General features: G+C 48.4%; 21 protein-coding genes. 18 read left to right on the top strand and 3 right to left on the bottom strand.

The genetic code is table 11. From position 1 onward, the window contains the following. Window positions 1-350: elongation factor Tu (locus tag ASC40_RS08465; protein WP_483826414.1), on the top strand; the 350-nt coding region annotated here is incomplete at its 5' end. Window positions 351-582: 232 nt separating this feature from the next. After that, the gene (locus ASC40_RS08460) at window positions 583-1326 is read left to right on the top strand and encodes a substrate-binding periplasmic protein (RefSeq protein ID WP_055439366.1); all 744 of its coding nucleotides are present in this window, start codon (window positions 583-585) and stop codon (window positions 1324-1326) included. Here ASC40_RS08460 and glsA read toward each other — a convergent pair. Next, a complete protein-coding gene (gene glsA, locus ASC40_RS08455; protein WP_055439365.1) occupies window positions 1323-2279 on the bottom strand; it encodes a glutaminase A in 957 nt (318 codons plus the stop codon). The two genes, ASC40_RS08460 and glsA, sit on opposite strands and share 4 nt — an antisense overlap. 21 nt (window positions 2280-2300) lie before the next feature. After that, entirely contained in the window at window positions 2301-5144 is a 2844-nt protein-coding gene (uvrA, locus tag ASC40_RS08450; RefSeq protein WP_055439364.1) for an excinuclease ABC subunit UvrA, read from the bottom strand. A gap of 117 nt (window positions 5145-5261) precedes the next feature. Between uvrA and ASC40_RS08445 the strand changes: the two genes are divergently transcribed. From ASC40_RS08445 to ASC40_RS08430, 4 genes are all read left to right on the top strand, one after another. Beyond that, on the top strand, window positions 5262-6647 hold the full coding sequence (locus ASC40_RS08445) for an MFS transporter (protein WP_055439363.1): 1386 nt from the start codon (window positions 5262-5264) through the stop codon (window positions 6645-6647). Between the two features lie 48 nt (window positions 6648-6695). Continuing rightward, complete coding sequence (gene ssb / locus ASC40_RS08440; protein ID WP_055439362.1) at window positions 6696-7295, top strand: single-stranded DNA-binding protein; 600 nt, start codon at window positions 6696-6698, stop codon at window positions 7293-7295. 122 nt (window positions 7296-7417) lie between these two features. Further along, complete coding sequence (locus tag ASC40_RS08435; RefSeq protein ID WP_055439361.1) at window positions 7418-8380, top strand: ABC transporter substrate-binding protein; 963 nt, start codon at window positions 7418-7420, stop codon at window positions 8378-8380. Beyond that, window positions 8377-10800, top strand: coding sequence for a putative bifunctional diguanylate cyclase/phosphodiesterase (locus tag ASC40_RS08430; RefSeq protein WP_055439360.1), 2424 nt, complete (start codon window positions 8377-8379; stop codon window positions 10798-10800). The genes ASC40_RS08435 and ASC40_RS08430 overlap by 4 nt, the downstream gene beginning before the upstream one ends. Before the next feature lie 9 nt (window positions 10801-10809). Here ASC40_RS08430 and ASC40_RS08425 read toward each other — a convergent pair whose 3' ends face one another. Then, a complete protein-coding gene (locus ASC40_RS08425; RefSeq protein WP_055439359.1) occupies window positions 10810-12039 on the bottom strand; it encodes an adenosine deaminase family protein in 1230 nt (409 codons plus the stop codon). A 160-nt stretch (window positions 12040-12199) separates the two neighbouring features. On the opposite strand from ASC40_RS08425, the gene ASC40_RS08420 reads away from it, so the two are divergent. From ASC40_RS08420 to ASC40_RS08365, 12 genes are all read left to right on the top strand, one after another. Next, window positions 12200-12778, top strand: a complete 579-nt coding sequence (locus tag ASC40_RS08420; protein ID WP_055439358.1) for a thymidine kinase — start codon at window positions 12200-12202, stop codon at window positions 12776-12778. 64 nt (window positions 12779-12842) lie between these two features. Beyond that, entirely contained in the window at window positions 12843-15173 is a 2331-nt protein-coding gene (locus tag ASC40_RS08415) for a sensor domain-containing diguanylate cyclase (protein ID WP_055439357.1), read from the top strand. 72 nt (window positions 15174-15245) lie between these two features. Further along, window positions 15246-16277: a dihydroorotase gene (gene pyrC / locus ASC40_RS08410; protein ID WP_141656133.1), complete on the top strand. Its 1032-nt coding sequence runs from the start codon at window positions 15246-15248 to the stop codon at window positions 16275-16277. Between the two features lie 128 nt (window positions 16278-16405). Continuing rightward, on the top strand, window positions 16406-17359 hold the full coding sequence (locus ASC40_RS08405; RefSeq protein WP_055439355.1) for a hypothetical protein: 954 nt from the start codon (window positions 16406-16408) through the stop codon (window positions 17357-17359). Next, window positions 17356-17985, top strand: a complete 630-nt coding sequence (locus ASC40_RS08400) for a PilN domain-containing protein (protein WP_055439354.1) — start codon at window positions 17356-17358, stop codon at window positions 17983-17985. Before ASC40_RS08405 ends, ASC40_RS08400 begins: the two co-directional genes overlap by 4 nt. Then, complete coding sequence (locus tag ASC40_RS08395) at window positions 17985-18629, top strand: hypothetical protein (protein WP_055439353.1); 645 nt, start codon at window positions 17985-17987, stop codon at window positions 18627-18629. Before ASC40_RS08400 ends, ASC40_RS08395 begins: the two co-directional genes overlap by 1 nt. After that, the gene (locus ASC40_RS08390) at window positions 18616-18984 is read left to right on the top strand and encodes a hypothetical protein (RefSeq protein ID WP_055439352.1); all 369 of its coding nucleotides are present in this window, start codon (window positions 18616-18618) and stop codon (window positions 18982-18984) included. Before ASC40_RS08395 ends, ASC40_RS08390 begins: the two co-directional genes overlap by 14 nt. Next, the gene (gene mshL / locus ASC40_RS08385) at window positions 18981-20621 is read left to right on the top strand and encodes a pilus (MSHA type) biogenesis protein MshL (protein WP_055439351.1); all 1641 of its coding nucleotides are present in this window, start codon (window positions 18981-18983) and stop codon (window positions 20619-20621) included. The genes ASC40_RS08390 and mshL overlap by 4 nt, the downstream gene beginning before the upstream one ends. Before the next feature lie 7 nt (window positions 20622-20628). Further along, window positions 20629-21543 (top strand): ExeA family protein, encoded by a 915-nt coding sequence (locus ASC40_RS08380; RefSeq protein WP_055439350.1) that lies wholly within the window; start codon window positions 20629-20631, stop codon window positions 21541-21543. Beyond that, window positions 21540-22673 (top strand): tetratricopeptide repeat protein, encoded by a 1134-nt coding sequence (locus tag ASC40_RS08375; protein WP_055439349.1) that lies wholly within the window; start codon window positions 21540-21542, stop codon window positions 22671-22673. Before ASC40_RS08380 ends, ASC40_RS08375 begins: the two co-directional genes overlap by 4 nt. A gap of 1 nt (window position 22674) precedes the next feature. Continuing rightward, window positions 22675-24435, top strand: a complete 1761-nt coding sequence (locus ASC40_RS08370) for a GspE/PulE family protein (RefSeq protein WP_055439348.1) — start codon at window positions 22675-22677, stop codon at window positions 24433-24435. Beyond that, window positions 24422-25645, top strand: a complete 1224-nt coding sequence (locus tag ASC40_RS08365; protein ID WP_055439347.1) for a type II secretion system F family protein — start codon at window positions 24422-24424, stop codon at window positions 25643-25645. Before ASC40_RS08370 ends, ASC40_RS08365 begins: the two co-directional genes overlap by 14 nt. The last annotated feature ends 35 nt before the right edge of the window (window positions 25646-25680 follow it).

Here is a 25680-nt window from a genome sequence, read left to right as displayed (position 1 = left end):
TGCGTGGTACTAAGCGTGACGAGATTCAGCGTGGCCAAGTATTGGCGAAGCCAGGCTCAATCACTCCACACACTCAGTTCGAAGCAGAAGTGTACGTATTGACCAAAGAAGAAGGCGGACGTCACACTCCATTCTTCAAAGGCTACCGTCCACAGTTCTACTTCCGTACCACTGACGTAACTGGTGCAGTAGAATTGCCAGAAGGCGTAGAAATGGTAATGCCAGGCGACAACCTGAAGTTCGTAGTAGAACTGATTCACCCAATCGCGATGGACGAAGGTCTTCGTTTCGCGATTCGTGAAGGTGGTCGTACTGTAGGCGCAGGCGTAGTATCTAAGATCATCGCTTAAGACCTTTCGGGGTTGTAGCCCGGCGTTCTACGCCGGGTTGTTTTGAAAGGGGAGCTTCGGCTCCCTTTTTTAATTGCGAGAGCGCTATCAGCTATTAGATATCAGATATTAGCGAAAACAGGGAAGGCTAAGACCGTCCTTCTAATATCCAATATCTAATAGCTAATATCGCTCTTGCTTTTTAGAGAGAAAAGCATGAGGATGACTCCATAATAAATGGAGTACCCCGACAATGAAGCAGTTTGTCATCCTCATTCTCAGCGTTATCGCCATTGCTAGCGCTAATAGCGCACCGAAAGAAGTACGCATAGCCGCTTACGAATACCCACCGTATTTCACCACCGAGAACACCCGGCACTTAGTCGGCGATATCGTCAAAGCACTTAATTCTAAGCAGTCTGACTACCAATTTAGCGTGGTACACATTGCGCCAAACGGTCGTTATGACGCCTTGCGTGAGCAGGGGTGTTGCGATGTGATATTTTTCGAAGATCGTAGTTGGGGATGGGAGCACGTTGATTATGCTGTTCAGTTAACCACGCCTATTTATGAAGACAAAGAGCGTTTTGTCGCGCGCAAGCATATCAACAGAGGGCAGTCTTTCTTTCAGGTAAAAGGCCTGCGCTTTGGTGGCATCATTGGTTACCATTATCCGTTTGTTGCGAATGAAAAAGATAACCGTGTGCTCGAAGAACAGTACGGTATTTATTTGGGGCATTCGCACCAAGTAAATTTACGTATGCTATTAAATGGTCGATTAGATTTAATTATGCTTGCCGATGCCTACATTCGCTCGGTACTCATGGAAGAAACGCGTAGTAAGTTGCTACTTTCTGAGCAGCATTACAGCGTTCATCAACTAAGTGCTGTGAGTAATCCAGGCAAGGCTATTAGTGCTGACAAATTAGAGGTGTTATTGAGCGAGTTACGTCAAACCGGGGAGTTACAGCAAATATTGTCCAAGCATCGGCTTTAGTAAACGCTAAGACCAAGGCGGTTTGCCAATTCGCGAATCATAAACATGCCGCGCGCAGAGTTTCCGAAGCTGTTTAGCGGCGGGCTCCAAGCACTAATGACACCGTAGTCTGGAACAATGGCGATAATTCCGCCACCCACGCCACTTTTTGCCGGCAAGCCCACAGTAAAGGCAAATTGCCCCGACTGATCATACATGCCACTGGTACTCAGTAGTGCATTAATACGCTGCGCATCACGATGTGAGGTGATTTGCTTTCCGCTGCGAGGGCATTGACCGCGGTTGGCTAAAAACGCCAAGCTACTCGCTAGCTGTTCAGTGTTCATAGTCAGCGCGCACTGCCAGAAGTAATGGTCGAGTACTTCTTCAACGTCTGACTCAATATTGCCGAAACTTTTCATCAAGTAAGCTAACGCGGCGTTACGAGCGCCATGTTCACGTTCGGACTCATGAACCCGAGAATCGACGCACACCGCTTCACTGCCGCACAAACCCCGAACCATGCTCAGTAATGCCGATTTACTGGCTGAGTAATGGCTAACTAACACATCGCTGACTAAAATCGCGCCCGCGTTGATCATGGGGTTGCGCGGAATACCTTTTTCCCATTCAAGCTGAACAATTGAATTAAAAGGCTGACCTGAGGGCTCCATCTGCACGCGTTCCCATAACGGGTCGCCAAGACGTTCCATCGCCAACATCAGCCCATAAATTTTAGAAATAGACTGAATGGAAAACGGTTTATTGGTATCGCCGACCGAGGTGACGTTGCCATCAAGCGTGGCAACCGTCAGCGCGCAGTAATCAGCTTTAACCTCTGCCAAGGCAGGAATGTAATCGGCGACTTTACCGTCATTCACAGACATGGCCTGCTGCAGAATATCCTCCAGCAGTGGTTTGAGGTTGTCAGGGGCATGTATTGGCTGCCCGCCGCTGATTACATCGTGTGTCATGGGTTGAACTAATGACTCCTATTAAGCCTTATTGGCACTGCTCGATAACAGTGGTTTTAAGAAGCGTGCAGTATGTGAGCGCTCACATTTAACAATCTCCTCGGGGCTACCGGCGGTTAATATCTCACCGCCGCCTGAGCCACCCTCGGGCCCTAAGTCGATAATCCAGTCGGCTGTTTTTATCACGTCCAGGTTATGCTCAATAATAACAATGGTATTGCCATGGTCGCGCAAGCGGTGCAGTACCGTCAACAGTTGCTGAATATCGTGGAAGTGCAAGCCGGTGGTTGGCTCATCCAAAATATACAAGGTTTTGCCGGTATCGCGTTTGGATAACTCCCGGGCTAATTTTACCCGTTGCGCTTCACCACCCGAGAGCGTGGTTGCTGATTGCCCCAAGCGAATGTATGACAAGCCGACATCCATCAAGGTTTGTAGTTTGCGAGCAATGGCCGGAATAGGCGCAAAGAATTCACGGGCGTCCTCCACGGTCATATCGAGCACTTCGTGAATGCTCTTACCTTTGTATTTAATTTCTAGCGTTTCGCGATTGTAACGTTTGCCCTTACACACGTCACAAGGCACGTACACGTCAGGTAAGAAATGCATTTCTACTTTGATGACACCGTCGCCTTGGCAGGCTTCGCAGCGACCGCCGCGCACGTTAAAGCTAAAACGGCCCACTTTGTAGCCGCGCGAACGGGCTTCTTCGGTGCCCGCATATAACTCTCGAATTGGGGTGAAAATACCGGTATAAGTGGCTGGGTTCGATCGTGGCGTACGGCCGATAGGGCTTTGATCAATGTCGACCACTTTGTCTAAGTACTGCATACCGTCAATGCTAGTATAGGGTGCCGGTTCGCCCGTAGTCGCTTTATTCAATTCGCGGTGGGCAATACGAAACAGGGTGTCATTAATTAAGGTTGATTTACCTGAGCCAGACACACCCGTCACACAAGTCATGAGACCAATGGGCAGCTCGGCGTTGACGTTCTTCAAGTTATTGCCGGTTGCACCATTGAGTTTTAGCCAATGCTTACCGGGTTTGTTGCGTTGCTGCGGCACGGCAATTTCTTTGCGACCTGATAAATAGTCACCCGTAAGTGATGCTTCAATGGCAATAATGTCTTCATAATGCCCCTGTGCAATCACTTCGCCGCCGTGCACACCTGCGCCAGGGCCAATATCAATAACGTGGTCAGCAGCGCGTATGGCATCTTCGTCGTGCTCAACCACAATCACGGTATTACCCAGGTCGCGTAGGCGCGTGAGGGTGTTCAACAAGCGCTCGTTGTCGCGCTGATGCAAGCCAATCGATGGCTCATCCAACACGTACATCACACCCACCAAGCCCGCACCAATTTGTGATGCCAAACGAATACGTTGGGCTTCACCGCCTGACAATGTTTCTGCACTTCGTGACAAGCTTAGATAGTTCAGGCCTACGTTGACGAGAAAGCCTAAACGGTCGTTGATTTCTTTTAGAATTTTTTCCGCAATTTTGGCGCGCTGGCCTTCAAGTTCCAACTGTTGGAAAAACGCTAAAGCATCGCCAATAGAACGCTCAACCACTTGCGGCAGGGTGGTGTCATTCACATAAACATGGCGTGCTTCTTGACGTAAGCGCGCGCCACCACAGCTTTTACATGGCTGCGATGCTAAATACTTCGATAAATCTTCGCGCACCGCCATCGAGTCGGTTTCGCGGTAGCGGCGTTGCATGTTGGGAATAATGCCTTCGAACGCGTGCGTACGTGCCACACGGTCACCGCGGTCGTTCATGTAGGTAAATTCTATTTCAGTTTTGCCGCTACCAAACAGAACCACTTGCTGGTGTTCTTCGGCCAAGCTATTAAATGGCTTATTTAGGTCAAATTTATAGTGTTTAGCTAACGACTGAAGCATTTGGTAGTAATAGAAATTACGTTTATCCCAGCCGCGAATAGCGCCGCCAGTAAGGCTTAGCTCAGGATTAGTGACCACCTTGGCGGGGTCAAAAAACTGCTCAATACCTAAGCCGTCGCACGAACCACATGCGCCCGCTGGGTTATTAAACGAGAACAAACGCGGCTCAAGCTCTTGCATGCTATAGCCACAGTGAGGGCAAGCAAAGTTAGCCGAGAAGACAATTTCTTGCACGCTAGAATCAGCCTCCATAGGCACAGCAATGGCGGTGCCGCCGCTAAGTTCTAACGCTGTTTCAAATGACTCCGCTAGGCGCAGCTCAAGGCCTTCGCGCACTTTAATGCGGTCTACTACCACCTCAATGGTGTGTTTCTTCTGCAGCTCTAGCTTTGGTGGGTCACTTAAGTCGCACAGCTCGCCATCAATGCGAGCGCGAATAAAGCCTTGTGCGGCTAAATTCTCAAGTACCTTGGTGTGTTCGCCTTTGCGCTCTTGAATAATGGGCGCCACAATCATCAGTTTTTCGCCTTCCGGCAGTGCTAGCACTTGGTCAACCATTTGCGAAATGGTTTGTGCGGCAAGTGCCACATTGTGCGTTGGGCAGCGCGGCTCGCCAACTCGGGCGAACATCAACCTTAGGTAGTCGTATATTTCGGTAATAGTACCAACGGTTGAGCGCGGATTATGCGAGGTTGATTTTTGTTCAATCGAAATCGCTGGTGATAAGCCTTCAATGCTATCGACATCTGGCTTTTCCATCAGTGATAAGAACTGACGCGCGTAGGCCGATAAAGACTCTACATAACGGCGTTGACCTTCAGCATAGAGTGTATCAAATGCTAAAGAAGACTTCCCCGAACCTGACAAGCCAGTTATCACCACTAACTTATCGCGTGGGATGGTTACATTGATATTTTTCAGGTTATGGGTGCGGGCACCGCGGATTTCTATTTTATCCATGAGAACGACGACTCTCCGTTGCCATTAGCAAGCGATTGAATGAAACGAGTATTATCGCACAACCAGTACCTTCTGGTACAATGGCCAGCGATTTTTTCCTGCAGCTATGAGAATTTCATGCGACAGCAACACCAAGACAATCGACTAACTCCAATTGAGCGGCGCGCTTCGGGCGCATTGGCTGCCGTATTTGGATTACGTATGCTGGGCCTGTTTTTGATCATGCCCGTTATTGCTATTTATGGCCAAAAATACCCAGATTACACGCCATTACTAATTGGTTTAGCTATTGGTGCTTATGGCCTAACCCAGGCGTTGCTGCAAATTCCGTTGGGTATGTTGTCTGACCGCATTGGCCGTCGGCCAGTTATTGTCGGCGGTTTGCTGATATTCGCCGTTGGTAGCCTGGTGGCTGCCACTGCTGACACACTTTGGAGTATTGTGGTTGGCCGAGCTCTGCAGGGAGCAGGCGCTATTGCTGCGGCAATTTTGGCGCTTGCTGCCGACATTACGCGTGACTCACAACGCCCCAAAGTAATGGCAACCATTGGCATGTTTATTGGCTTGTCTTTCGCTTTGGCGCTGGTGTTGGGGCCGTTGCTTGGTGCGCAAATTGGTTTGTCGGGGTTGTTTTATTTCACCGCAGTTAGTGCCGTTTTCGGTATTTTCGTGTTGTTGTTAGCGGTGCCAAAGGTGGCGCAAAAGTCTGCGCGTGGCGACCTTATCCCGCTGAAAAGCGAGCTAGGCTTGTTATTTAAAGACCGCCAACTTGCCCGTCTTAATGGTGGGGTGTTTGTACTGCATTGCGTACTCACCGCGTTTTTTGTTGTAGTGCCATTACAACTCATGCGCGGCGGGCTTGCCGCAAACGATCATGCCTGGCTGTATTTACCCACCTTGATAGCCTCGTTTGCGTTTATGATTCCTATGCTCATTAAAGCCGAACGCCAGCGTCAACAACCGCGCTTTTTCCGTATTGCAATTGCTCTGGTGTTGGCCGCTGTGGCCGTTATCGTCTTTGTACCGGCGCATTGGACGTATTTAGCTATCGCCGTTGTGCTATTTTTTACCGGCTTTAACTTTCTCGAAGCAACGTTGCCGTCATCGTTAACACGCTTTGCGCCAGCCGGGCGAAAGGGCAGTGCGAGCGGTATTTACGCCACGTTTCAGTTTTTTGGGGCTTTTGTTGGCGGGGCCGTAGGCGGATCGGTTTACCAACATTTTGGCCTCATCGGCGTTGGGATTTTCTGTACAGTGCTGCTACTATGCTGGTTCGTCATTAGCTTTGGCATGCAACCACCACCACAGCAGCAAAGCGTGAGCTATGAGCTACCGTTATTGACCGCGGCACAAGCCGATGGCCTTGCAGAGCAACTTAGTGCCATTCAAGGCGTTGAAGAAGTTCGCATTGTCGCAGCTGAGAAAACAGTGTATTTAAAAGTACATAAATCGGATTACAATGAAGCAGACGTGAAGGCGCAGTTAGCGCCCTATACTGCATAAGCAAAACATTTAAGTAGAACATAAAAGACAAGTGAAGGAGCAGATGGCATGGCCAGTCGCGGCATCAACAAAGTAATTTTAATTGGTAATTTAGGCGCCGACCCAGAAGTGCGCTACACGCAAAGCAACACAGCCATCGCAAACCTATCTATCGCAACAAGCGAAACCTGGAAAGATAAGCAAACCGGCGAGCCACGTGAGCAAACTGAGTGGCACCGTTGTGTGGCGTACCGCCGGTTGGCTGAAATTGCCGGTGAATACTTGAAAAAAGGCTCGAAAGTATATGTTGAAGGCCGTTTGCAAACGCGCAAATGGCAAGGCCAAGACGGCGTTGAGCGCTATACCACAGAAATCGTAATTAACGACTTACAAATGCTTGATGGGCGCCCAGGCGGCGGTCAAGGCCAAGGCGGCTATGGTGGCGGTCAATTCGGTGGTGGCCAACAAGGCGGCCAACAGAGCGCACCACAAGGTGGTCAAGGCGGCGGTTTTGGCGGCGGACAACAAGGCAGTCAGCGTCAGGCGCCTGCGCAAAGCTTTAATCAGCAAGGAAATCAACAAGGTAGTCAGCGGCCAGCGCAACAGCCACAGCAGAACCAAGAGCCGTTTGTGCCCGACCAAGACTTTGACGACGATATCCCGTTTTGAGTCAACGAACAACCTCGACAAAAGCCCTGATTTTATCGGGGCTTTTTTGATGATCCGCATAGTGCGTTGTTTCGTTTTGTTCTAAACTAGTCATCAACTTCTAGTTGCAACGTGAGACTTCTGTGCCTATTCGAACGACGCTGTTAACCCGGTTACGCAATGTAGGCGTTGGCTTATTAGCCGCCGCAACACTGTTTAGTTGTGAGCAATACCAAGAACCCATTAATGTGGTTGGTAATTCATGGCTAGGTTACCAGCCGTTCTATGTGCAAAATATTCTTCACCCAGAGCTTACCCCCGAGCAGTTAAACGTGACCATGTTGGTTTCCGATGTGAGTGTGGTACGCATGCTGACCAATCAGGCAGCTTCAGTTGCTTTTCTTAGTCTTGATAACGCACTGAGCCTAAACTCGCGTACTGATTTGAATTTCTGTATTGCCGCGGTGCTGAGTAGCTCGTACGGAGCTGACGCGGTGCTGGCCCACCCAGATGTTTACAGCAAAATAAACAGTGACGAAGCGCTAGTTATTGGCATGGAAGATAGCGCCTTGTCGCGCTTTATGTTGTCACGTTGGCTAGAACTGCATGCTATTGACCCGCAACGAGTGCAGCGGCAAATTGTTACTCCAGCTGGCCAGCTGAGGGCGTTTCAGAGTAAACAATTTGATGCTGTGATTGCATATGCACCCTATACCAAGCAGCTTGAACAAGCAGGGGCCGTCACGGTATTCAGTAGTCGTGAAATAAAAGATGAAATTATCGACACGGTCATAGTTCGTCAAAAGGTTTGGCAGCCATATCAACATGTGTTGAAAAACTATGTGACCAAAAATTGGGACCAAGCCCTACAAGCCATTGCAAATAATCACAGCGAAGACTTCAATACGCTGGCGCAACTCGCTGAGCTTTCCAAGCTAGAATTAACAAATGCGTTGGCAGATTTGCAACTATACAACAGTAAGGCAAGCCGCGAGTTTTTAGCAACCCGCTACGCTCAAGTTTCGGCAACCGTCGCGAGCCATTTGGTTGACTCTGGTTTACACACTAGCGTCAAAGCATTGCCTGTTTGCGAGGGCATGCTGTGAAGTCATTACGCCTCTGGCAGCGAATAAGCTTGCAAATTACAGTACCTATTGTCGTGATTGCGTTGATTATTTTAGGTGCGTTGAGTTATTACCTTATCAAAGCCCAGCAAGAAGAAGCCTACCAACGTGCCGAGCTAGAGTTACGTTCTATGGTTGTGGTTGCGCAGGGTTCAATGAATCGCATTTTTGCGATTAATCGGTTTGACGCGCTAGCCGAGCTGCTCAGTGAAATTCATGTGCACCCACAAGTGCGCCATGCTGCGATACTCGATAGCGACGGCAAATTCATGGCATTTTATAACGCCAACATTGTTGACCCTAGCATAGCGGCATTTATTCAAGACGTGCCGGAACAGACAATACAAAACGCCAGCCGCTCTGGAGTTACACAAATTACCTATCACCCAGAGCATAAGCATTTTGTGGCCATAGTTCCGGTGCTCACTGGTCCAGATTTAGAGGTTGAGTTAAAACGCAATCTATTGCTCATTAGCTACGCGCATGACAACACCTGGTACAAGCCTAGCTCCATAGCAATGAATGAATTGGTGGTGTTTTTAACGATATTATTTATGTTAGGAATACTACTTTGGGTGGGGCTGCAAGTTGTTATTGTCCGCCCTGTTACCCAACTTGTGCGTAAGCTAGACAGGTTTGCCAAGCGTGACAAAATTGAATTGTTGCCAGGACATCGCTACAACGAACTTAACTTACTTGATGAGGCATTGGTTAACGCCGCACAGGCACGCGAACAATATGAACAACGATTAAATAAACTGAGTTCAGCGGTTGAACAAAGTAGCGATAGCATTGTGATTACTAATCTTGATGCGCAAATTGAATACGTCAACCAGGCGTTTACTGACATTACGGGTTTCAGCGCGGACGAAGTTGTTGGTAAAAACCCCAAAATTTTAGCTTCGGGCAACACGCCAGCAAGTACCTATGAAGCTATGTGGAGTGCCCTAAGCCAAGGCAAAATTTGGCAGGGGGAGCTATACAATCGCCGCAAAGATGGCAGTGAGTACCGAGAATGGGCAACGATTTCGCCATTACGTGATGAACACGGCAATATAACTCATTACTTAGCGAGCAAGCAGAACATTACCGAAAAGCGTGCCGCCGAAGCACAATTAAATTATTTAGCATATTACGACGTGTTAACAGGCTTACCGAACCGAGCAAAATGTTTGGAATTACTAAGCCAATTTATGCAGCAGCGCTTACCACGCAAGTTTGGCGCAGTGGTGCTATTTGACCTAGACGGTTTGCAGCGTATTAACGATGTGCGAGGTTTTGAATTTGGTGACAAAGTGCTGCTGGCTATAAGTGAGCGTTTAGCCAGCACGGTTAAACACCAAGCAGACGCCGTGCTTGGCAACCTCGGTGGTGATTTGTTTGGTTTGTTGCTGCCGGCCAATAGCGAACGTGAGCACATGCTGGCGCATTCGAAAGTGATGGTACAAGAAGTACTGGATGAAATATCACGCGAGTTGATGATTAGCGACGAAAGTCTCACCATAACGGCAAGTGCCGGCATGGTGATGTACCCAGAGTATGCAGATACTCCAGAAGCCATCATTCGCCATGCTGAAACCGCGGTACACCAAGCGAAAGAGTCGGGTGGCAACCAGTTGGTTGTCTATAACCCGGCTTATAGTTACCAGCTAGAACAACGCTTTGAAATAGAGCGCGAGCTGCGTGAAGCTTTGACACTTAATCAGCTTGAGCTGTATGTGCAACCACAGCAACATGCGAATGGCGAAGTGGTTGGGCTTGAAGTACTTTGCCGCTGGCATCACCCTGAGCGCGGAATAGTGCCGCCGGGGGTGTTTATTGAAATAGCGGAGAAGTCAGATCTCATTGTTGAATTAGGTGACTGGATTCTCAGCGAAGCCATAAAGCTACTTAATAAACTGCCGGCACATTTGACGCTTGCGGTGAATATTAGCCCGCGCCAATTCCGCAAGTATGACTTTGTCTTAAAAATAGAACGCATGTTACTACGCAGCGGCGTTGAGCCACATCGGTTGATACTTGAAGTGACCGAAAACTTATTTGTTGAAGATTTTGAAGATATTGCCCTAAAAATGAAGACACTGAAGCAGTCTGGGGTGCAGTTTTCTATAGATGATTTCGGCACTGGATACTCGTCACTTGGCTACTTGAACCAACTGCCGTTAGACGAGCTAAAAATAGATAAAAGCTTTGTAGATGGCATTGGTGATGACCACAAAGAAAAATTAGTCGAAACCGTTATCTCAATGGGGCGCCATTTAGAGCTGCGTGTTGTCGCTGAAGGTGTTGAAGCTGAACATCAGGTGCAGTATTTGCAGGAGCAATCAGCCGACATTATTTGCCAAGGTTATTACTTCGCCAAACCTTTGCCGGCTATTGAGTTTATTGAGCGCTTAAAATAACGTGCGCTATTAGCGCACGTTATGGTCGTTAGCTACTTTGTCAAAATACTCTAATGCTTGCTTGGCATAGGCACGTTTTTCAATGTAGTTACCCGCAAAAAAGTTTTTCTTAAAGCCGTACGCAACCATGTCTTTTAAACGCTTCAACGGCACGTCAACGGCGCTTAGTGCCAGCTCATACTCACGAGTAACCGTGGTGCGCGACACCAGTCGGTTATCCGTGCAAATAACCGTGGCTAAGCGGTTGTTGAACATGTGCTTAAAGTTATGGTTACTCACGTCACCAATATCTGGGTTGGTTTGAAGATTACTGGTAATACAAACCTCAATGGCGATGCGTCGGTCAGCAATAAACGACGCTAACCGACGCGCATAATCCTCTTTGTCGGTAATAGTAGGGTCTTGAATCATCTCTGGCGAGAACAGTGAATAACCATGCCCTAAACGGTCGGCGTAACACTGAGTGAGTGCTTCAAAAATACTCTCAGCACCATAAGCTTCACCAGCATGGACAGTCTTCAGCAAAAAGTTCTGATGCGCATACTCGTAAACTTCTTTGAAATCATGCGCGGGGTAACCCATTTCTTGCCCAGCGATATCTAAACCAACAATTGGTAAGCCTTCTTCATCACGCAATCGAACGCTGGCGCGGATCATTTCCATCGCTGCGGTTTTAATCACTTGCTTTGGTTCATGGTCACGCAACATTTGAAATAGTTGCGTGTAATATGGCGAGAACCCTTTTTTACCGAACATACGCATGGCGCAGTTGATAATGCCGTAATCAAACGGCGGCTTGTCGCCGTTCGCCACTGCAGGCTGCTTATTGTATTCTTGTTTAGCGCGCAACAAGCCTTTGTTGGTAGCGTGCATAACCGTATCAAAATCGATACCGCGAGCAGGGTCCATCATTAATTGCGGGGCAAAACGCACTTCAATATAAATAACGCCCTCAGCAATGTTGTCTTGCGCTAATTCGTATGCGGCTTGCTCTAGGTTTTCCATATCACGCAGCACCGCGCAGGTGTATTGAAAACCGTTTAAGTATTCACCAAGGTTCTGATACGACTCTTTAAACACCAAGTCATATAAGCCATCTACGGTGTATGACGGTAACTCAATATTGCTCCGCTTCGCCATTTCTATAAGCCCAGCGGGCCGCAAGCTACCGTCTAAATGCAGGTGCAGGTCAGCTTTGGGCATGGCTTTCAAAAAGTCCGGTGAGTATTGAGTGGTCATTCGCTTCTCCTTAGTCAATTTTTCAGAGTATACCACTAGGTAAAGCGTTATTCGTTAGTCGTTACTCGTTAATCGTTATTTGAACGCAAACGCTTGTCGTCATTCAAAAAACAAGACAAACTAAACCAATAACGATTAACCAATAACGAACAACGATCTCATGGCCTCACTTTACTTTACTTACTCGGCAATGAATGCCGGCAAAAGCACCTCATTGTTGCAGGTTGCCCACAACTACGAAGAGCGCGATCAGCGCGTTTTGCTCTTAACCCCATCAATTGATGACCGAGCAGGGCATGGGCGCATCGCCTCGCGCTTAGGTATTGAGCGCGAAGCTTTGGCATTTTCCAACACCACAGACTTAGCCGCCTTGATAGAAGCGCGCCATAGTCGAGAACCCATAGACTGTGTATTGATCGACGAGTCACAGTTTTTAACCGAGCAACAGGTGTGGCAGTTAACGGACGTGGTAGATAGGCTCGATGTGCCCGTTATGTGCTACGGCATTCGTAGTGACGCCTTTGGTAACGCCTTTCCGGGAAGCGCTATTTTGCTTGCTGTAGCCGATAAACTAGCAGAAATGAAAACAATTTGCTTCTGTGGCCGCAAAGCCACGATGAACCTGCGCATCGACGCGCAAGGCCATGCCGTTAAAGAGGGTGATCAAATTGCCATTGGCGGAAACGATCGATATATCTCCTGTTGCCGTAAACACTGGAAGGAAAAGCTTGGTCGATAATTACACAGACTAGCGAATAGCTGCTAAAATTCATCTACACCTTAAAAAATTTGTTGGAGAGTCAATGACATCCTCCCCTATTCCAAATAATGAGTTGCAACGACTACACCTTTTGCATGAGCTCGACATATTGGATACGGAGCCGGAACCTGTTTTTGACCAAATTACAGCGTTTGCGAAAGATCTATTTGAAGTTGACACCGCGATAATTACCTTAGTTGATGCCGAGCGTCAGTGGTTCAAGTCGGCAGTCGGGTTTGACGAGCAAGAAACGCCGCGTGAAGTGTCCATGTGTGCACATGTGGTCGCAAAAGGCGCAACCATGGTGGTGAACGACGCCAGCCAAGATCCTCGTTTTCATGATAACCCTTACATTAATTGTGTTGGCGGCGTTCGCTTTTATGCAGGCGTACCCATTGAAATGGCCCCGGGTATACATATCGGCACGCTATGTATTATTGACAGTAAGCCACGCGAATTGACGCAGCAACAGCAGTATTGGCTAGAGACACTTACTGATTGGGTGCGCGATGAGTTGCAGGCACGCTATGCCATTAGCAACTACGAACAAGAGCGTCGTGTGCTGGCGCAAGGGCCGGTTGCTGCGGTGGTATGGCAAGTTGAACCTGAGCCACATTTAATTTATGTCGCCGAAAATGCGGAACGTGTGTTGGGTTATCAAGCTGATTACTTGTTAGATCCTGCGGTGCGTTACGAGTCGATTGTGCACAAAGCCGATCAGCGCGAGTTGCTTAGCCGCATGCAAGCTGTTTTAGACGGTAAGCGCGAAACCTTAGAAATGGATTATCGGGTGCTTACGCCGACGGGGCAGGTGCGCTGGGTGAGTCATTTTGCTAAAGCCGATCATGACCGCTCGGGGCGAGTAATTCGCGTCCGCGGTTATTTGCACGATAGCACCAAACGCAAGAACCTTGAATTAAGTCTTCAGCATGCCAACCAAAGTTTCGAGCTTGCACTGTCTGCGGGCAACCTATCAACCTGGGACTGGGATCTCACAGCGCAACAGGTAAAAGTTAATCATACATGGCGCGAACTGCTTGGCCGGAACAAGAGCTATGCGCGTGATAATGCGTGGGCCAAGTTAATTCATCCAGATGACTTTCAAGATGCACGACAAGCGCTGCAGAGTCATTTAAAAGGGCAGACTGAGCGTTTTGAAGCTCGTATGCGCATTCAACACGCAGACGGTCATTATTTATGGCTGCATACTATCGGCAAAGTAATTGAGCGTGATGAAAACAACCTTGTTACCCGCATGGTTGGTATTCATCACGACATAACAGAACATGTACAGAACGAGCAGCACCGTCGGCAGCAAGAAGCTGTGTTGAGTTTGGTGAGTACAGTTCAGCATGAATTTTTAGTTGTGAAAGACTTCAGCGAGGTGTGTGACACCGCCATTCCTAAACTTATGGCTTTAACCGAAAGTGAGTTTGGCTTGGTGGGGGAGTTAGATGATTCAAATTCGCGTGCCCGTAACATGGTGTGGTTGCATGGTGTTAAAATTGCCAATGACGAAGACAAAAATGCCGGCTTCCAACGCTTAATACAACAAGGGCTAGATGTTGAGGTAAATGGCGACGTCATTCAGTCTGCGTTGGTTCGTGGTGAGCCACAATTGTGTCCTTATCCGGTGCAAGCTCACGAAGCAAGGTTTTTTCCGATTGAATTGCCCGAACTTCAGAATGCATTGATTTTGCCGTTGTATTTTAAGCGCACTGTGGTTGGGCTGTTGCTACTGGCTAATGCAAAAGACAACTATCATCGTGAACAACTTGCGGTACTTGAACCTATTTTGAATACCTTAGGCACTTTAATGCACATTCGCCGCATGGACGAAGAGCGAAAAAATGCTGTGGATGAATTGCGAAAAATGGCGACCACCGATGAGCTAACGCAAGTAGCTAATCGACGCATTTTTCTTGAAACAACGGAACAACGCTTCATTGAGTTTCAACGTTATGGCACGCCCGTTAGCGTGGCAATTATTGACCTTGACCACTTTAAGAACGTAAATGACACCTTCGGCCATGCCGCAGGTGACCATGTATTGAAGCAATTTTGTCGTATTACAGAGCAACAGCTTCGTGAAGGTGACTTGTTGGGGCGCCAAGGTGGCGAAGAGTTTGGCATTTTGTTTCTACATGCAGATAGTGAACAAGCTATGCAAGGTGCGGAGCGTGTTCGCTCAGCTATTGAGGCAGCAGAGTTTAGCTACGAAGGGAAAGAAATACCGGTGACTGTAAGTATTGGCGTGGCGACACTACTGGCCACTGATAGCGATATCGATCGTTGGTTAGCGCGAGCAGATAAAGCCCTTTACGAAGCAAAAGCTGCAGGTCGTAATCGCTGTATGGCCGCAGACGAGGTATAATAACGGCGATAATTTCATCATCGCAAAAACCAAGAGGTAGATATGCAGGCACAAGCGCAGGCAAGCGGACAAATAACAGAGTTAACAATATCCACTCCAGATGATTGGCACCTGCACCTTCGCGATGGCGAGCTACTTGCTAATACCGTACCGGCCACGGCAGAAGTTTTTGGCCGCGCAGTGGTCATGCCCAATTTAGTACCGCCAGTAACAACCACGGAACAAGCCGAAGCTTATCGGCAGCGCATATTGGCACAACGCCCACCGGAGAATAACTTTCAACCACTCATGGCGTTGTATTTAACCCAAAACACCAGTTTGGACACGGTTCGCGCCGCCGCAGAAAACCCTCATGTTATTGGCTTTAAACTCTACCCTTCGGGGGCTACCACAAACTCCGATGCTGGTGTGACCGATGTTGACGGGCTAGATCATGTGTTCGCAGCAATGGCGGAGTTACAAGTGCCCCTGTTGGTTCACGGTGAGGTGACAAGCGCGGATATTGACATTTTTGACCGTGAAAAAGTGTTTATTGATAAACATTTACGGCCACTTATGCAGCGTCATCCTAAGTTAAAGCTAGTACTTGAGCACATTACTACCGCCGATGCTGTCGCTTTTGTTGAAAGCCAAGGCAACAACGTGGCAGCCACCATTACGCCGCAACATTTATTGATGAACCGTAACGATCTGTTAGTCGGTGGCGTGCGCCCGCATAACTACTGTCTGCCTATTTTAAAACGTCGCGATCATCAATTAGAACTGCGTCGCGCTGCAGTGTCTGGCAGCCCGAAATTTTTCTTAGGTACTGACTCAGCACCGCATGCTCAGTCGAAAAAAGAAACGGCCTGCGGTTGCGCAGGTTGTTACTCGGCGCCTGCAGCCTTACCGTTATATGCTGAGTTTTTTGAACAAATGAATGCGCTAGACAAGTTAGAAAATTTTGCCAGTGGCTTTGGCGCCGAATTTTATGGTTACCCACGGGCAGCGACGAAAGTAACGCTGCTACGTGAGCCTTGGCGTGTGCCGGAGGTGGTTTCGACGGCGGTAGGGCCTATGGTACCGTATTGGGCTGGAAACCTGCTCAATTGGCAAGTCAAATAATTAACAATAAATAAACATTTGTTTGAACAATTTAACAGTCTAGTATTTATGGTTAAGGCATGGTCTTATAGGTATTACAGGCTATAATTAAAACTATAATAAAAAGCATAATTTAAAAGGGAAATGTCTTGATTCGTTTGTGGCGCGCTAAACACAACAATCGACTGGTGCTGACTTACGCGTTGGCCACCAATTCTGTATCGCTAGCTATCGCTGAGTTCGCAAGCTCCGATCCGGCTCATCCCCCTGCGCTTATCGTTTCAGATTATGCGGAAGTAACCGCCGGTAATTGGGCTGAAGTTATTCAACAGTTAACCAGTAAATATGCGCGCTATAGCAAAGGTAATCCGGCTGTGGTGTTAGTGCTGGCGCCCTCGTTGTATCAAAGTGTTCAATTAGAACGTCCTAACCTTCCGCCCGAAGAGGTAAGCCAAGCGTTGCGCTACAACCTGCGCGATTTAGTGTCGCTGCAACCGGGTGACATTATTGCCGATTATTATGACCTGCCAGTACAAATGCCTGGGCAAGATAAACTCAATGCCATTGTTGCCGATCGTAAAGTTTTAGAACCTGTGCTTGCGGTGTTGCACGACATTAGTGACAACATTGTCGGAATTATTTCTGAGGAGCAGGCTATTGCCCCCTTGTTCCAACAGGTTACCGAAGCCAGCGTAGTCGCATATCAGCATGGCCAAGAGCCAGCACTGCTGCAGGTTTATTTAAATGGCCAAATGCAAGTAAACCGTGTGGTACGTAATCTTGAGCAGTTATCTAAGCTAACGGCAGATGAAATTGATTTGGGGGGCGCTTCACCACTGAGCGTTGAAGTTCAGCGTTCCGCTGATTACTTTGAACGGCAGTTACGCCAGCGCCCAGTAAGCAATGTGGTATTAGCGGTGGGGGTGAAACATAGAGCCGGCGTGCAAAAGCAGTTAAGCGAAGACTTAGGCCTTGAAGCAAGCTGGTTTGATTATCCAGAGTGGGCGCAAGAGCTTGGTGCCGGAGATTATTCTGATTTCCCAGTGCTTGGTGCCATTTTGTTAACGCAGGCGCTACGTGAAGCTAAGCAGGTGGCCGCATGAAGCAGCTAGCTAACCTGTATGTTCAAGAGTTACATCCACGTAAGCAGTCGTTGACCTTTACCCGCGCAGCGGGAGTAGTTGCGGCGGCCGCAGTGCTCGCCGTCGTGTTTTCGGGAGCAAGCCGTTGGTATGCCGGGCAGCAGCAAATAGCAACGCAACGCACCAATCACGAACTAAGCCAGGTGCAACAGCGGTTAACGGCTAAGCAAAATGAATTGCGCGCGGCTATGAATAATCCGCAAGTTGAACAACAAATTACGGCCATTGAGGCTCAATTAGCCCAACGACAGCGATTGCTGCAGCAAATGACTTCGGTAACCGCAGCAAGCCAAACCAGTTTTGCACAGTTACTAACCGACATTGCTAAAGCCGACCTTGAGAGCATTTGGCTGCAGCGGGTTATTGCTGCCAATAGCCAGTTAACGCTACAAGGTAAAACCACCGATGCCAGTGCGTTACCGCAGTGGTTGGCGAGTTTTTCAAACTATCCAACCCTCCAAGAACGCCAGTTTGGTGTGTTTGAATTACGTGATAATAGCCAAGAAGCTGCGCTCGACTTTACTGTCGGAAGCCTCGCGCACAGTAGTTTGTTGTCGCACTCAGTGCGTACTGCGGGGGCTCAATAATGAAAGCTCAGTGGCAACAGTGGCAAGCAAAGTTTGAACAGGCAGATCCGAAACGCCGGCGCATTTGGTTTGTCGTTATTGTACTGATGATTTTGTATCTGGGGTTTTGGGTAGGCGCCCGGCCCGCTTTGGACTTAATTCAGGCGGAGCACAATAAACAGCGACAAGTACAAGGCCAAATTGCGCAGTTGCAGCGCGAAATAAATAGTGTTGATGCACGCTTGGCTGGTGACCCTCAGGCAGCACAACGCCAGCGCCTTGAGCAGTTACAGCAGCGACTCGTGCAAATTAACCAACGTCTGAATCAAGAGGCGAATTACGTTAGCGCCGCTGATAATCGTGCTTTACTCAAAGCCCTGTTAAACGAGGCGAAAGGAGTTAAAGTGACTTCGGCGCAAGCACTCCCAGCAGAGCTGGTTTATCAAGATGCCGAAAATGAAGACAGTGCTATTTATCGTCACCGTTTGCAGTTGACAGTGAAAGGCCGCTACTTTGCTTTAGCTGATTATTTACAGCAATTAGAGCAACTCGATTGGTCGTTTTACTGGCAACGACTAGATTATAAAGTGCTTGATGCACCAAATGCCGAAGCCGTTATCGAAATTTACACAATTAGCTTGGAGCGTGACTATGTTGCAAGTTAATCAGCGCGGTGTTGGCCTAGTCGTGGCAATTTTCTTGACAATAAGCCCAATCAGTTTTGCGCAAGAGCTGAGCGACCCGACCATGCCGCCACGGCAACTTGAACAGCGCAATGACAGTGCGCAAAAGTCTTCAAGTAGTCCTCGTCTTCAGTCGATACAGTTTATCGGTAGTAGCCGTTCAGCATTGATTAACGGTCAGCGACTTTACCAAGGTGAGCGTTTTGAAAACTATGTGGTTGAGAAAATAGACTTAAATTTTGTCACTTTGCGCGATCAACAGACCGAGCAACGGCTCACGTTACGGTTGTTTGAATTGGCTAAGGAAAGTGTGAAGACTTCGGGGAACAATTTATGACACGAACCGGCATTATCGCGGTGGCGATAATCTTACTTAGCGCATGTGCACAACAACCGGAACGTAAACCGGTTGAGGCTCAGCAGGCGCTGCAATCGGGGGCTGGGTCGCGTGGGAATATCGAGCGGCCACCACTGCCAGAGTCGGTGCGACAAAGCCTACGTGGTGACAATGCCGAACTGCGAGAAGCTGGAGCAAAACTCTTAGCAGAGCCACGTTTTTCAATTTCCGCCAACAGCATAAGCGCAAAAGACTTCTTTGCCGGCTTAGCTGCTGACTCGCCTTATAATATTGTGGTGCACCCTCAAGTAAGTGGAGACATTACGGTTAGTTTAAAAGATGTCACGTTAACCGAGACCTTAGACGTTGTCAGTGACATCTATGGTTTTGAAGTGCGCAAAGAAAACCGCATGATTCGTGTGTTTCCAGCTGGCCTGCGCAGTGAAACTATCGCGCTAGACTACTTAGCGCTGCGCCGTATGGGGTTGTCGCAAACCAGCGTGAGCTCTGGCGGTGTGAAAGACAATGACCGCAATAATTCAGGCAATAATCAGTACGGCGGCAATGCGAATAACAACTTGCTGGGCAATCAAGGTGGCGTAAACAACAACGCACAAAACATGAATGGTATGCAAACCAATGGCTCGTCTATCAGTAGCTCTTCTGAAACAGACCTATGGAATGATCTTGAAGCTATTTTGAAAGGCATTATTGGCCCTGGCGAAGGCCGTCGTGTAGTGGTCGCCCCACAAGCAGGTTTGGTCACGGTAACCGCCATGCCTTCGGAACTTCGCTCAGCGCGTGAATTTTTAGAGTCGGCCCAGAAACGCTTGCAACGTCAGGTTATTCTTGAAGCCCGTATTGTTGAAGTTGCGCTTAATGACGACTACCAACAAGGGATTAATTGGAATGACTTGTTTAGTGCGGGCAGCGGCAGTGGCGCGATTACCTTTGGTGCTAACGGCTCCGTTAGTAATTCACTAGAGGGTGTATTTGGCATGACACTCAATGTTGGTGATTTTGCTGGCGCATTGAACTTGCTGCAAAACCAAGGCAACGTGCAAGTGCTATCTAACCCGCGTGTAAGTGCTGCCAATAACCAAAAAGCGGTGATAAAAATTGGCGAAGATGAATACTTCGTCACCAATGTATCAACCACGACTGTTACAGGCACCGCCACAACGTCAACCCCAAACATTGAGTTGACGCCGTTTTTCTCAGGTATTTCGTTAGACATTACGCCACAGATTAGCGAAAACGGTGAAGTTATCTTGCACGTTCATCCATCGGTCGTTGAAACTTCTGAACAAGAGAAAGTCGTCAAACTTAACAATGACACCTTTGTGTTGCCGCTAGCGCAAAGCAATATTCGTGAAAGCGATACTATTGTGAAAGCACGCAACGGCGAAATAGTTGTGTTAGGTGGCCTTATGCAAACTACTTACAGCAACGTTGAGGCGAAAGCACCGTTATTAGGCGATATTCCGGTACTTGGTAACTTGTTCAAAAACACACGCCGTACTGAGCAGAAGAAAGAACTTATTATCTTAATTAGACCAACCGTTGTTGGCGCAGAAACCTGGCAAGACGAGCTCAATCGTTCCAGTGAAATTTTGCAAAAATGGTACGGAAACTAAGGCCGCCATGTATCAGAAGCACTACGGGCTTTCCGAACTGCCCTTTACCTTAACACCTAACACCAGCTTTTACTGTGATCTGGAAGGTCACCGTGCCGCCTTGGAGGTACTGCTTACCGCGTTGCAAACCGGTGAAGGCTTTATAAAAGTTGTCGGTGAGGTAGGTACAGGGAAGACTTTGTTATGCCGTAAGCTGCTTAATGAGTTACCTGACAAGTACGTGACCGCTTACATACCTAATCCATATTTGACGCCAGAAGAACTGCGTGCGCAAATTGCCAGAGAGTTACAAGTTGATATTAGCGCTGCAACCAGTCAGCAATTAGTTACCCAAGCTATTCAACACAAGCTAATGGAAATTAATCAGCGTGGCGAAACCGTCATTATTGTGCTTGACGAAGCGCAAGCGCTGCCGAGCGATTCGTTAGAAGCATTGCGCCTAATTTCTAACTTAGAAACTGAAACCCGCAAGCTGCTTCATATTGTTTTGTTTGGTCAGCCTGAGCTTGATGAGCGCTTGGCGGAGCGCGCCCACCGGCAGCTACGCCAGCGTATTTCCTTTAGTTACCATTTGCAGGCTATGACGGTGCACGAGTTAGCACGTTATATTTCGCATCGACTGCATGTAGCAGGCTATAAAGGCACCCCCATTTTTAGTGGCAAAGTAGTGAGCATGTTGCACCAAGCAAGTCGTGGTATTCCGCGTTTGGCGAATGTGTTGTGTCACAAGGTATTACTACTAGGCTACGGCGAAGGGGTTTATCCTATTACTAGCAAGCACGTTAAAATGGCGGTTGAAGATACCGAAGACGCAACCTTGCCTCGTGCCAAGTGGCCGTGGGTTATGGCTGCAGCCACAGTTGTGGGGGCTCTCATGTGGGTTGTCTATAGCCAAGGCTGGTTAGACGGGGTTGCTGCATGAGTGTCATTAATCGCATGCTGAAAGACCTTGACCAACGCCAACAAACCGCGCGTACGCAAACCTATACGCCCGCGGCGGTAGCGCCACAACCGATTCACTGGGTTTGGATTATTGTGACGGTACTGTTCAGCGCAGCGGTGATTGTTGGTGGCTTGAATTTGTGGTGGATGTACTCTGACACAGAACAGCAAGATCAAGAACCTGTGCAGGTTGTCGAAGCAAACTCAGCGACTACCGCTAACAATACACAGCAAGAAACATTTCCAGAACAGCCCAAAACAGCATTTGTTGAACCATCGCAGTCATCAGTTCGGTCGCCGGTAAAAAACCAAGCGATTGTTGATGTAAGTGCGTTGCCATCAGTGGCCGAGGTAAAACCAAATGCAACCACTCAAGAGTCATCAACTGAAGCGAGCTTAACGCCTTCTGCAGACACAACAGAGCTAGCAGTAACAAATGAGCCAAAGAGCGAGAGTAAGCCAGTACCATCTGCCAAGGTTGTTAAAAAGCCACCGCAAAATACCGGAACACTTGAGGTGACCCGGGTACAACTTAGCCCTAAGGAGCTTGCGGCCAATAATCTTGAAAAGGCTCGCGCGGCATTTGATAAGGGCAACCGAACCGAAGGCCAAACGCTGTTAGAAAAAGCGCTGGTCGTGAAGCCTGATCATGTTGAAGTTCGCAGTGAGTTAGCTGCGTATTGGTACGGCCGAGGCATGACCACTCGCGCGTTGACTTTATTGCAGCAGGGCTTAGATATGCGCCCGCAACAAGCAGAGTGGCAGTTGTTGTTTGCTCGAATTTTAGAGCGCATTGGTCGCGTAGAGCAGGCCTACACCGCGTTGTTGAATATTAGAGATGATGCACCAGAAGCGCCAGAACTTATGAAGTTACGTGCTGCGGCTGCCACGCAACTTGGTTATTTTAATGAAGCGGCCGCAGACTACACCGTACTGGCTAGCGAGTTCGGCGAGGGCCGTTGGTGGTTGGCAGCAGCGGTTGCGCATGAAGATGGCAATAACCTTGAAGCTGCAGTGCGCTGTTATCAGCAGGCCTTGCAAAGCCGAGACTTAGGCAATGACGCCCGCGAGTACGTGGAACAGCGTTTAGCTATTTTGGAGGGCTATTAATATGCGTCCTCGTTTAAAAATGCGCTTAGGCGACCTGTTAGTTCAAGATGGCATGATTTCCAGCAGTCAACTTCAGCAGGCGCTGAGCGATCAAAAACAAAATGGCCGTAAGCTGGGTGTTACCTTGGTTGATCTGGGGTTCATTAAAGAGCATGAACTACTCGAGTTTTTGGCACGCCAACTTAATATTCCTTTAATTGCGTTAAACGACCGAAAGATTCCAGAAAATGTCGTTAATTTAATTCCAGAGGTACAAGCTCGGCGTCATCGTGCACTCGTGATTGAAGCGGACGATACCTCAGCACTGGTAGGAATGAGTGACCCTGCAGATTTGGCTGCAGTAGACGCGATTTCGCAATACCTGCAGCCACGAGAACTTAAGCTTGCCGTGGTGCCTGACGCAGATTTACTTGAAGCGTTCGACAATTTATATCGCCGCACCAAAGACATTGCGCAGTTTGCGAAAGAGCTACAAACCGAAACTCAAGACGGCGCCGAGTTTGATTTAGGTGCGTTATCGTTAGATGACGATGACGACGAAGCCACCGTTGCAAAATTACTACAGTCTATTTTTGCCGATGCCGTGCAGGTACGCGCGTCAGACATTCATATCGAACCCGATGACCGCGCGTTGCGTATTCGCATGCGGGTTGATGGGGTGTTGCAAGAAAACGTGCTTACCGAAACCAACATTGCCAATGCCTTGTTGTTGCGCCTTAAGCTAATGGCCGGGCTAGATATTTCGGAAAAACGTTTACCACAAGACGGCCGTTTTAATATCAAAGTACGCGACCACAGCATTGATGTGCGGGTGTCGACCATGCCCGTGCAATACGGTGAGTCGTGCGTTATGCGTTTGCTAGACCAATCAGCCGGCTTATTGCACCTTGAACAAACCGGTATGCCAGAGCATATACTGCAGCGAGTTCGGCGCTTAATTCATCGCCCATATGGCATGCTCATTGTGACCGGTCCTACAGGTTCCGGTAAAACTACCACGTTGTACGGTGCGCTTAGCGAGTTAAATCAAGCCGAGAAGAAAATTATTACCGTAGAAGACCCAGTTGAATACCGTTTGCCGCGTATTTCACAAGTACAAGTAAACAGCAAAATTGGGCTAAGTTTTTCCAACGTACTACGTACCACATTGCGCCAAGACCCTGACATTATCATGGTGGGTGAGATGCGTGACCATGAGACTGTTGAAATTGGTCTGCGTGGCGCAATTACCGGTCACTTGGTGCTAACCACGCTGCACACCAACGACTCAATAACTAGTGCCTTGCGTTTAATCGACATGGGTGCCGCACCGTACTTGGTTGGTGCTGCGTTGCGAGGCGTGTTGGCGCAGCGGTTAATACGCCGGGTTTGTGATAACTGTAAAACCGCTGACCAACCTGAAGCGGCAGAATTAACGTTGTTGCGTCGCATGGACCCATCTATTCCGGCTGACGGTAGCGGGTTTGTGCGCGGCAAAGGCTGTCGAAGCTGTAACCATACCGGCTACAAAGGCCGAATTGGTGTGTTTGAATTATTAGAAATGAATGAAAGCATGATTGACGCGCTGCGCGACAGTAACATGCGTGAATTTGCTCAAGCGGCACGACAGTCAGAAGGCTATAAACCTTTGGCAAACGTGGCGTTAGAATATGCCCGCGAAGGTGTTACGTCGTTAGACGAAGTACTATTTTTGGCAGAAACAGTGGAAGAAAAAGAATTGCGCGTAACCAGCGCAACAGCAGGTGAAAATGGCGAATTATAAGTATCGCGGTCGCGATACTGGCGGCCAAGTAGTTCAAGGGGTTATCGAAGCGGCTAGCGAAAGCTCTGCTGCCGAAAGCCTATTGCGTCGAGGCGTCACGCCTCTGGCAATAAATGTTGAATCGGCCACCACCAAAGCCAACCCTGAGAAAAAGGGCTTGTTCGAACAACGTATTAACCACGTTGATTTGATTATTTTTACCCGACAAATGTATTCACTCACCAAAGCCGGAATTCCACTACTTCGTGCAATGGAAGGCTTAGCCGAAAATACCAGTAACAAACGTTTCAGTACGGTTTTACATGATTTAGTTGACCAGTTAGAGCGCGGTCGGCAGTTGTCATCAGCAATGGCTTCTCACCCACGAGTATTCCCGCGCTTGTTGGTTGCGATTGTGCATGTGGGCGAAAACACTGGTGAGCTTGAAGGCGCGTTTCTGCAGCTTTCTGAATATTTAGAGAAAGAACAAGAAACCCGCAAAGCGATTAAAGCAGCGCTGCGTTACCCTATGTTCATAATGATGGCTTTAGTGGCCGCCGTGGTGGTTATTAATATTTGGGTGATACCGCCATTTGCACAAATGTTTGCCAACTTTAATGTGGAACTGCCGTTACCCACGCGAATTATTCTGGCAACCTCAAATTTCTTTGTAAGTTGGTGGCCGCTTATGCTTGGCGCCTTCGTGGTAGCCATAGCTGGCGCGGTGAATTACGTAAAAACCACAGCCGGGAAATTGGCGTGGGATAAGTTTAAAACCCGCATGCCGGTAGTGGGCGACATTATTATGCGCTCGCTACTGGCGCGTTTTGCGCGAACCTTTGCGGTTATGCTGCAAGCCGGTGTGCCATTAACACAAGGCCTTGGCTTGGTTGCAGAGGCAGTTGATAACGCTTGGATGAGCGGTCGTATTAACGATATGCGACGTAATATTGAGCGCGGCGAAAGCCTAACGCGCACAGCCCGCAGCAGTGAATTGTTTACACCGCTGGTATTACAAATGATTTCGGTTGGTGAAGAAACCGGGCGAGTCGATGAAATGTTGTTTGAAGTAGCCGGATATTATGAACGCGAAGTCGACTATGACCTGAAGAGCCTAACCGCACGAATAGAACCAATTATGTTAGTCTTTGTGGCAATTATTATCACAATTATGGCATTGGGTGTATTCTTGCCAATGTGGGAAATGATGGATGCGTACCGAGGGCGTTAAAGGCTTTTGTTTACGAAAAATTAACAATCGGCGTT

Origin of the sequence: Pseudidiomarina woesei, from assembly GCF_001418345.1 — a bacterium.
In the GTDB taxonomy this organism is placed as follows: Bacteria; Pseudomonadota; Gammaproteobacteria; order Enterobacterales; family Alteromonadaceae; genus Pseudidiomarina; species Pseudidiomarina woesei.
The sequence above is the reverse complement of the archived record's forward strand: the minus strand, read 5'-3'. Positions and strand labels throughout refer to the sequence as shown.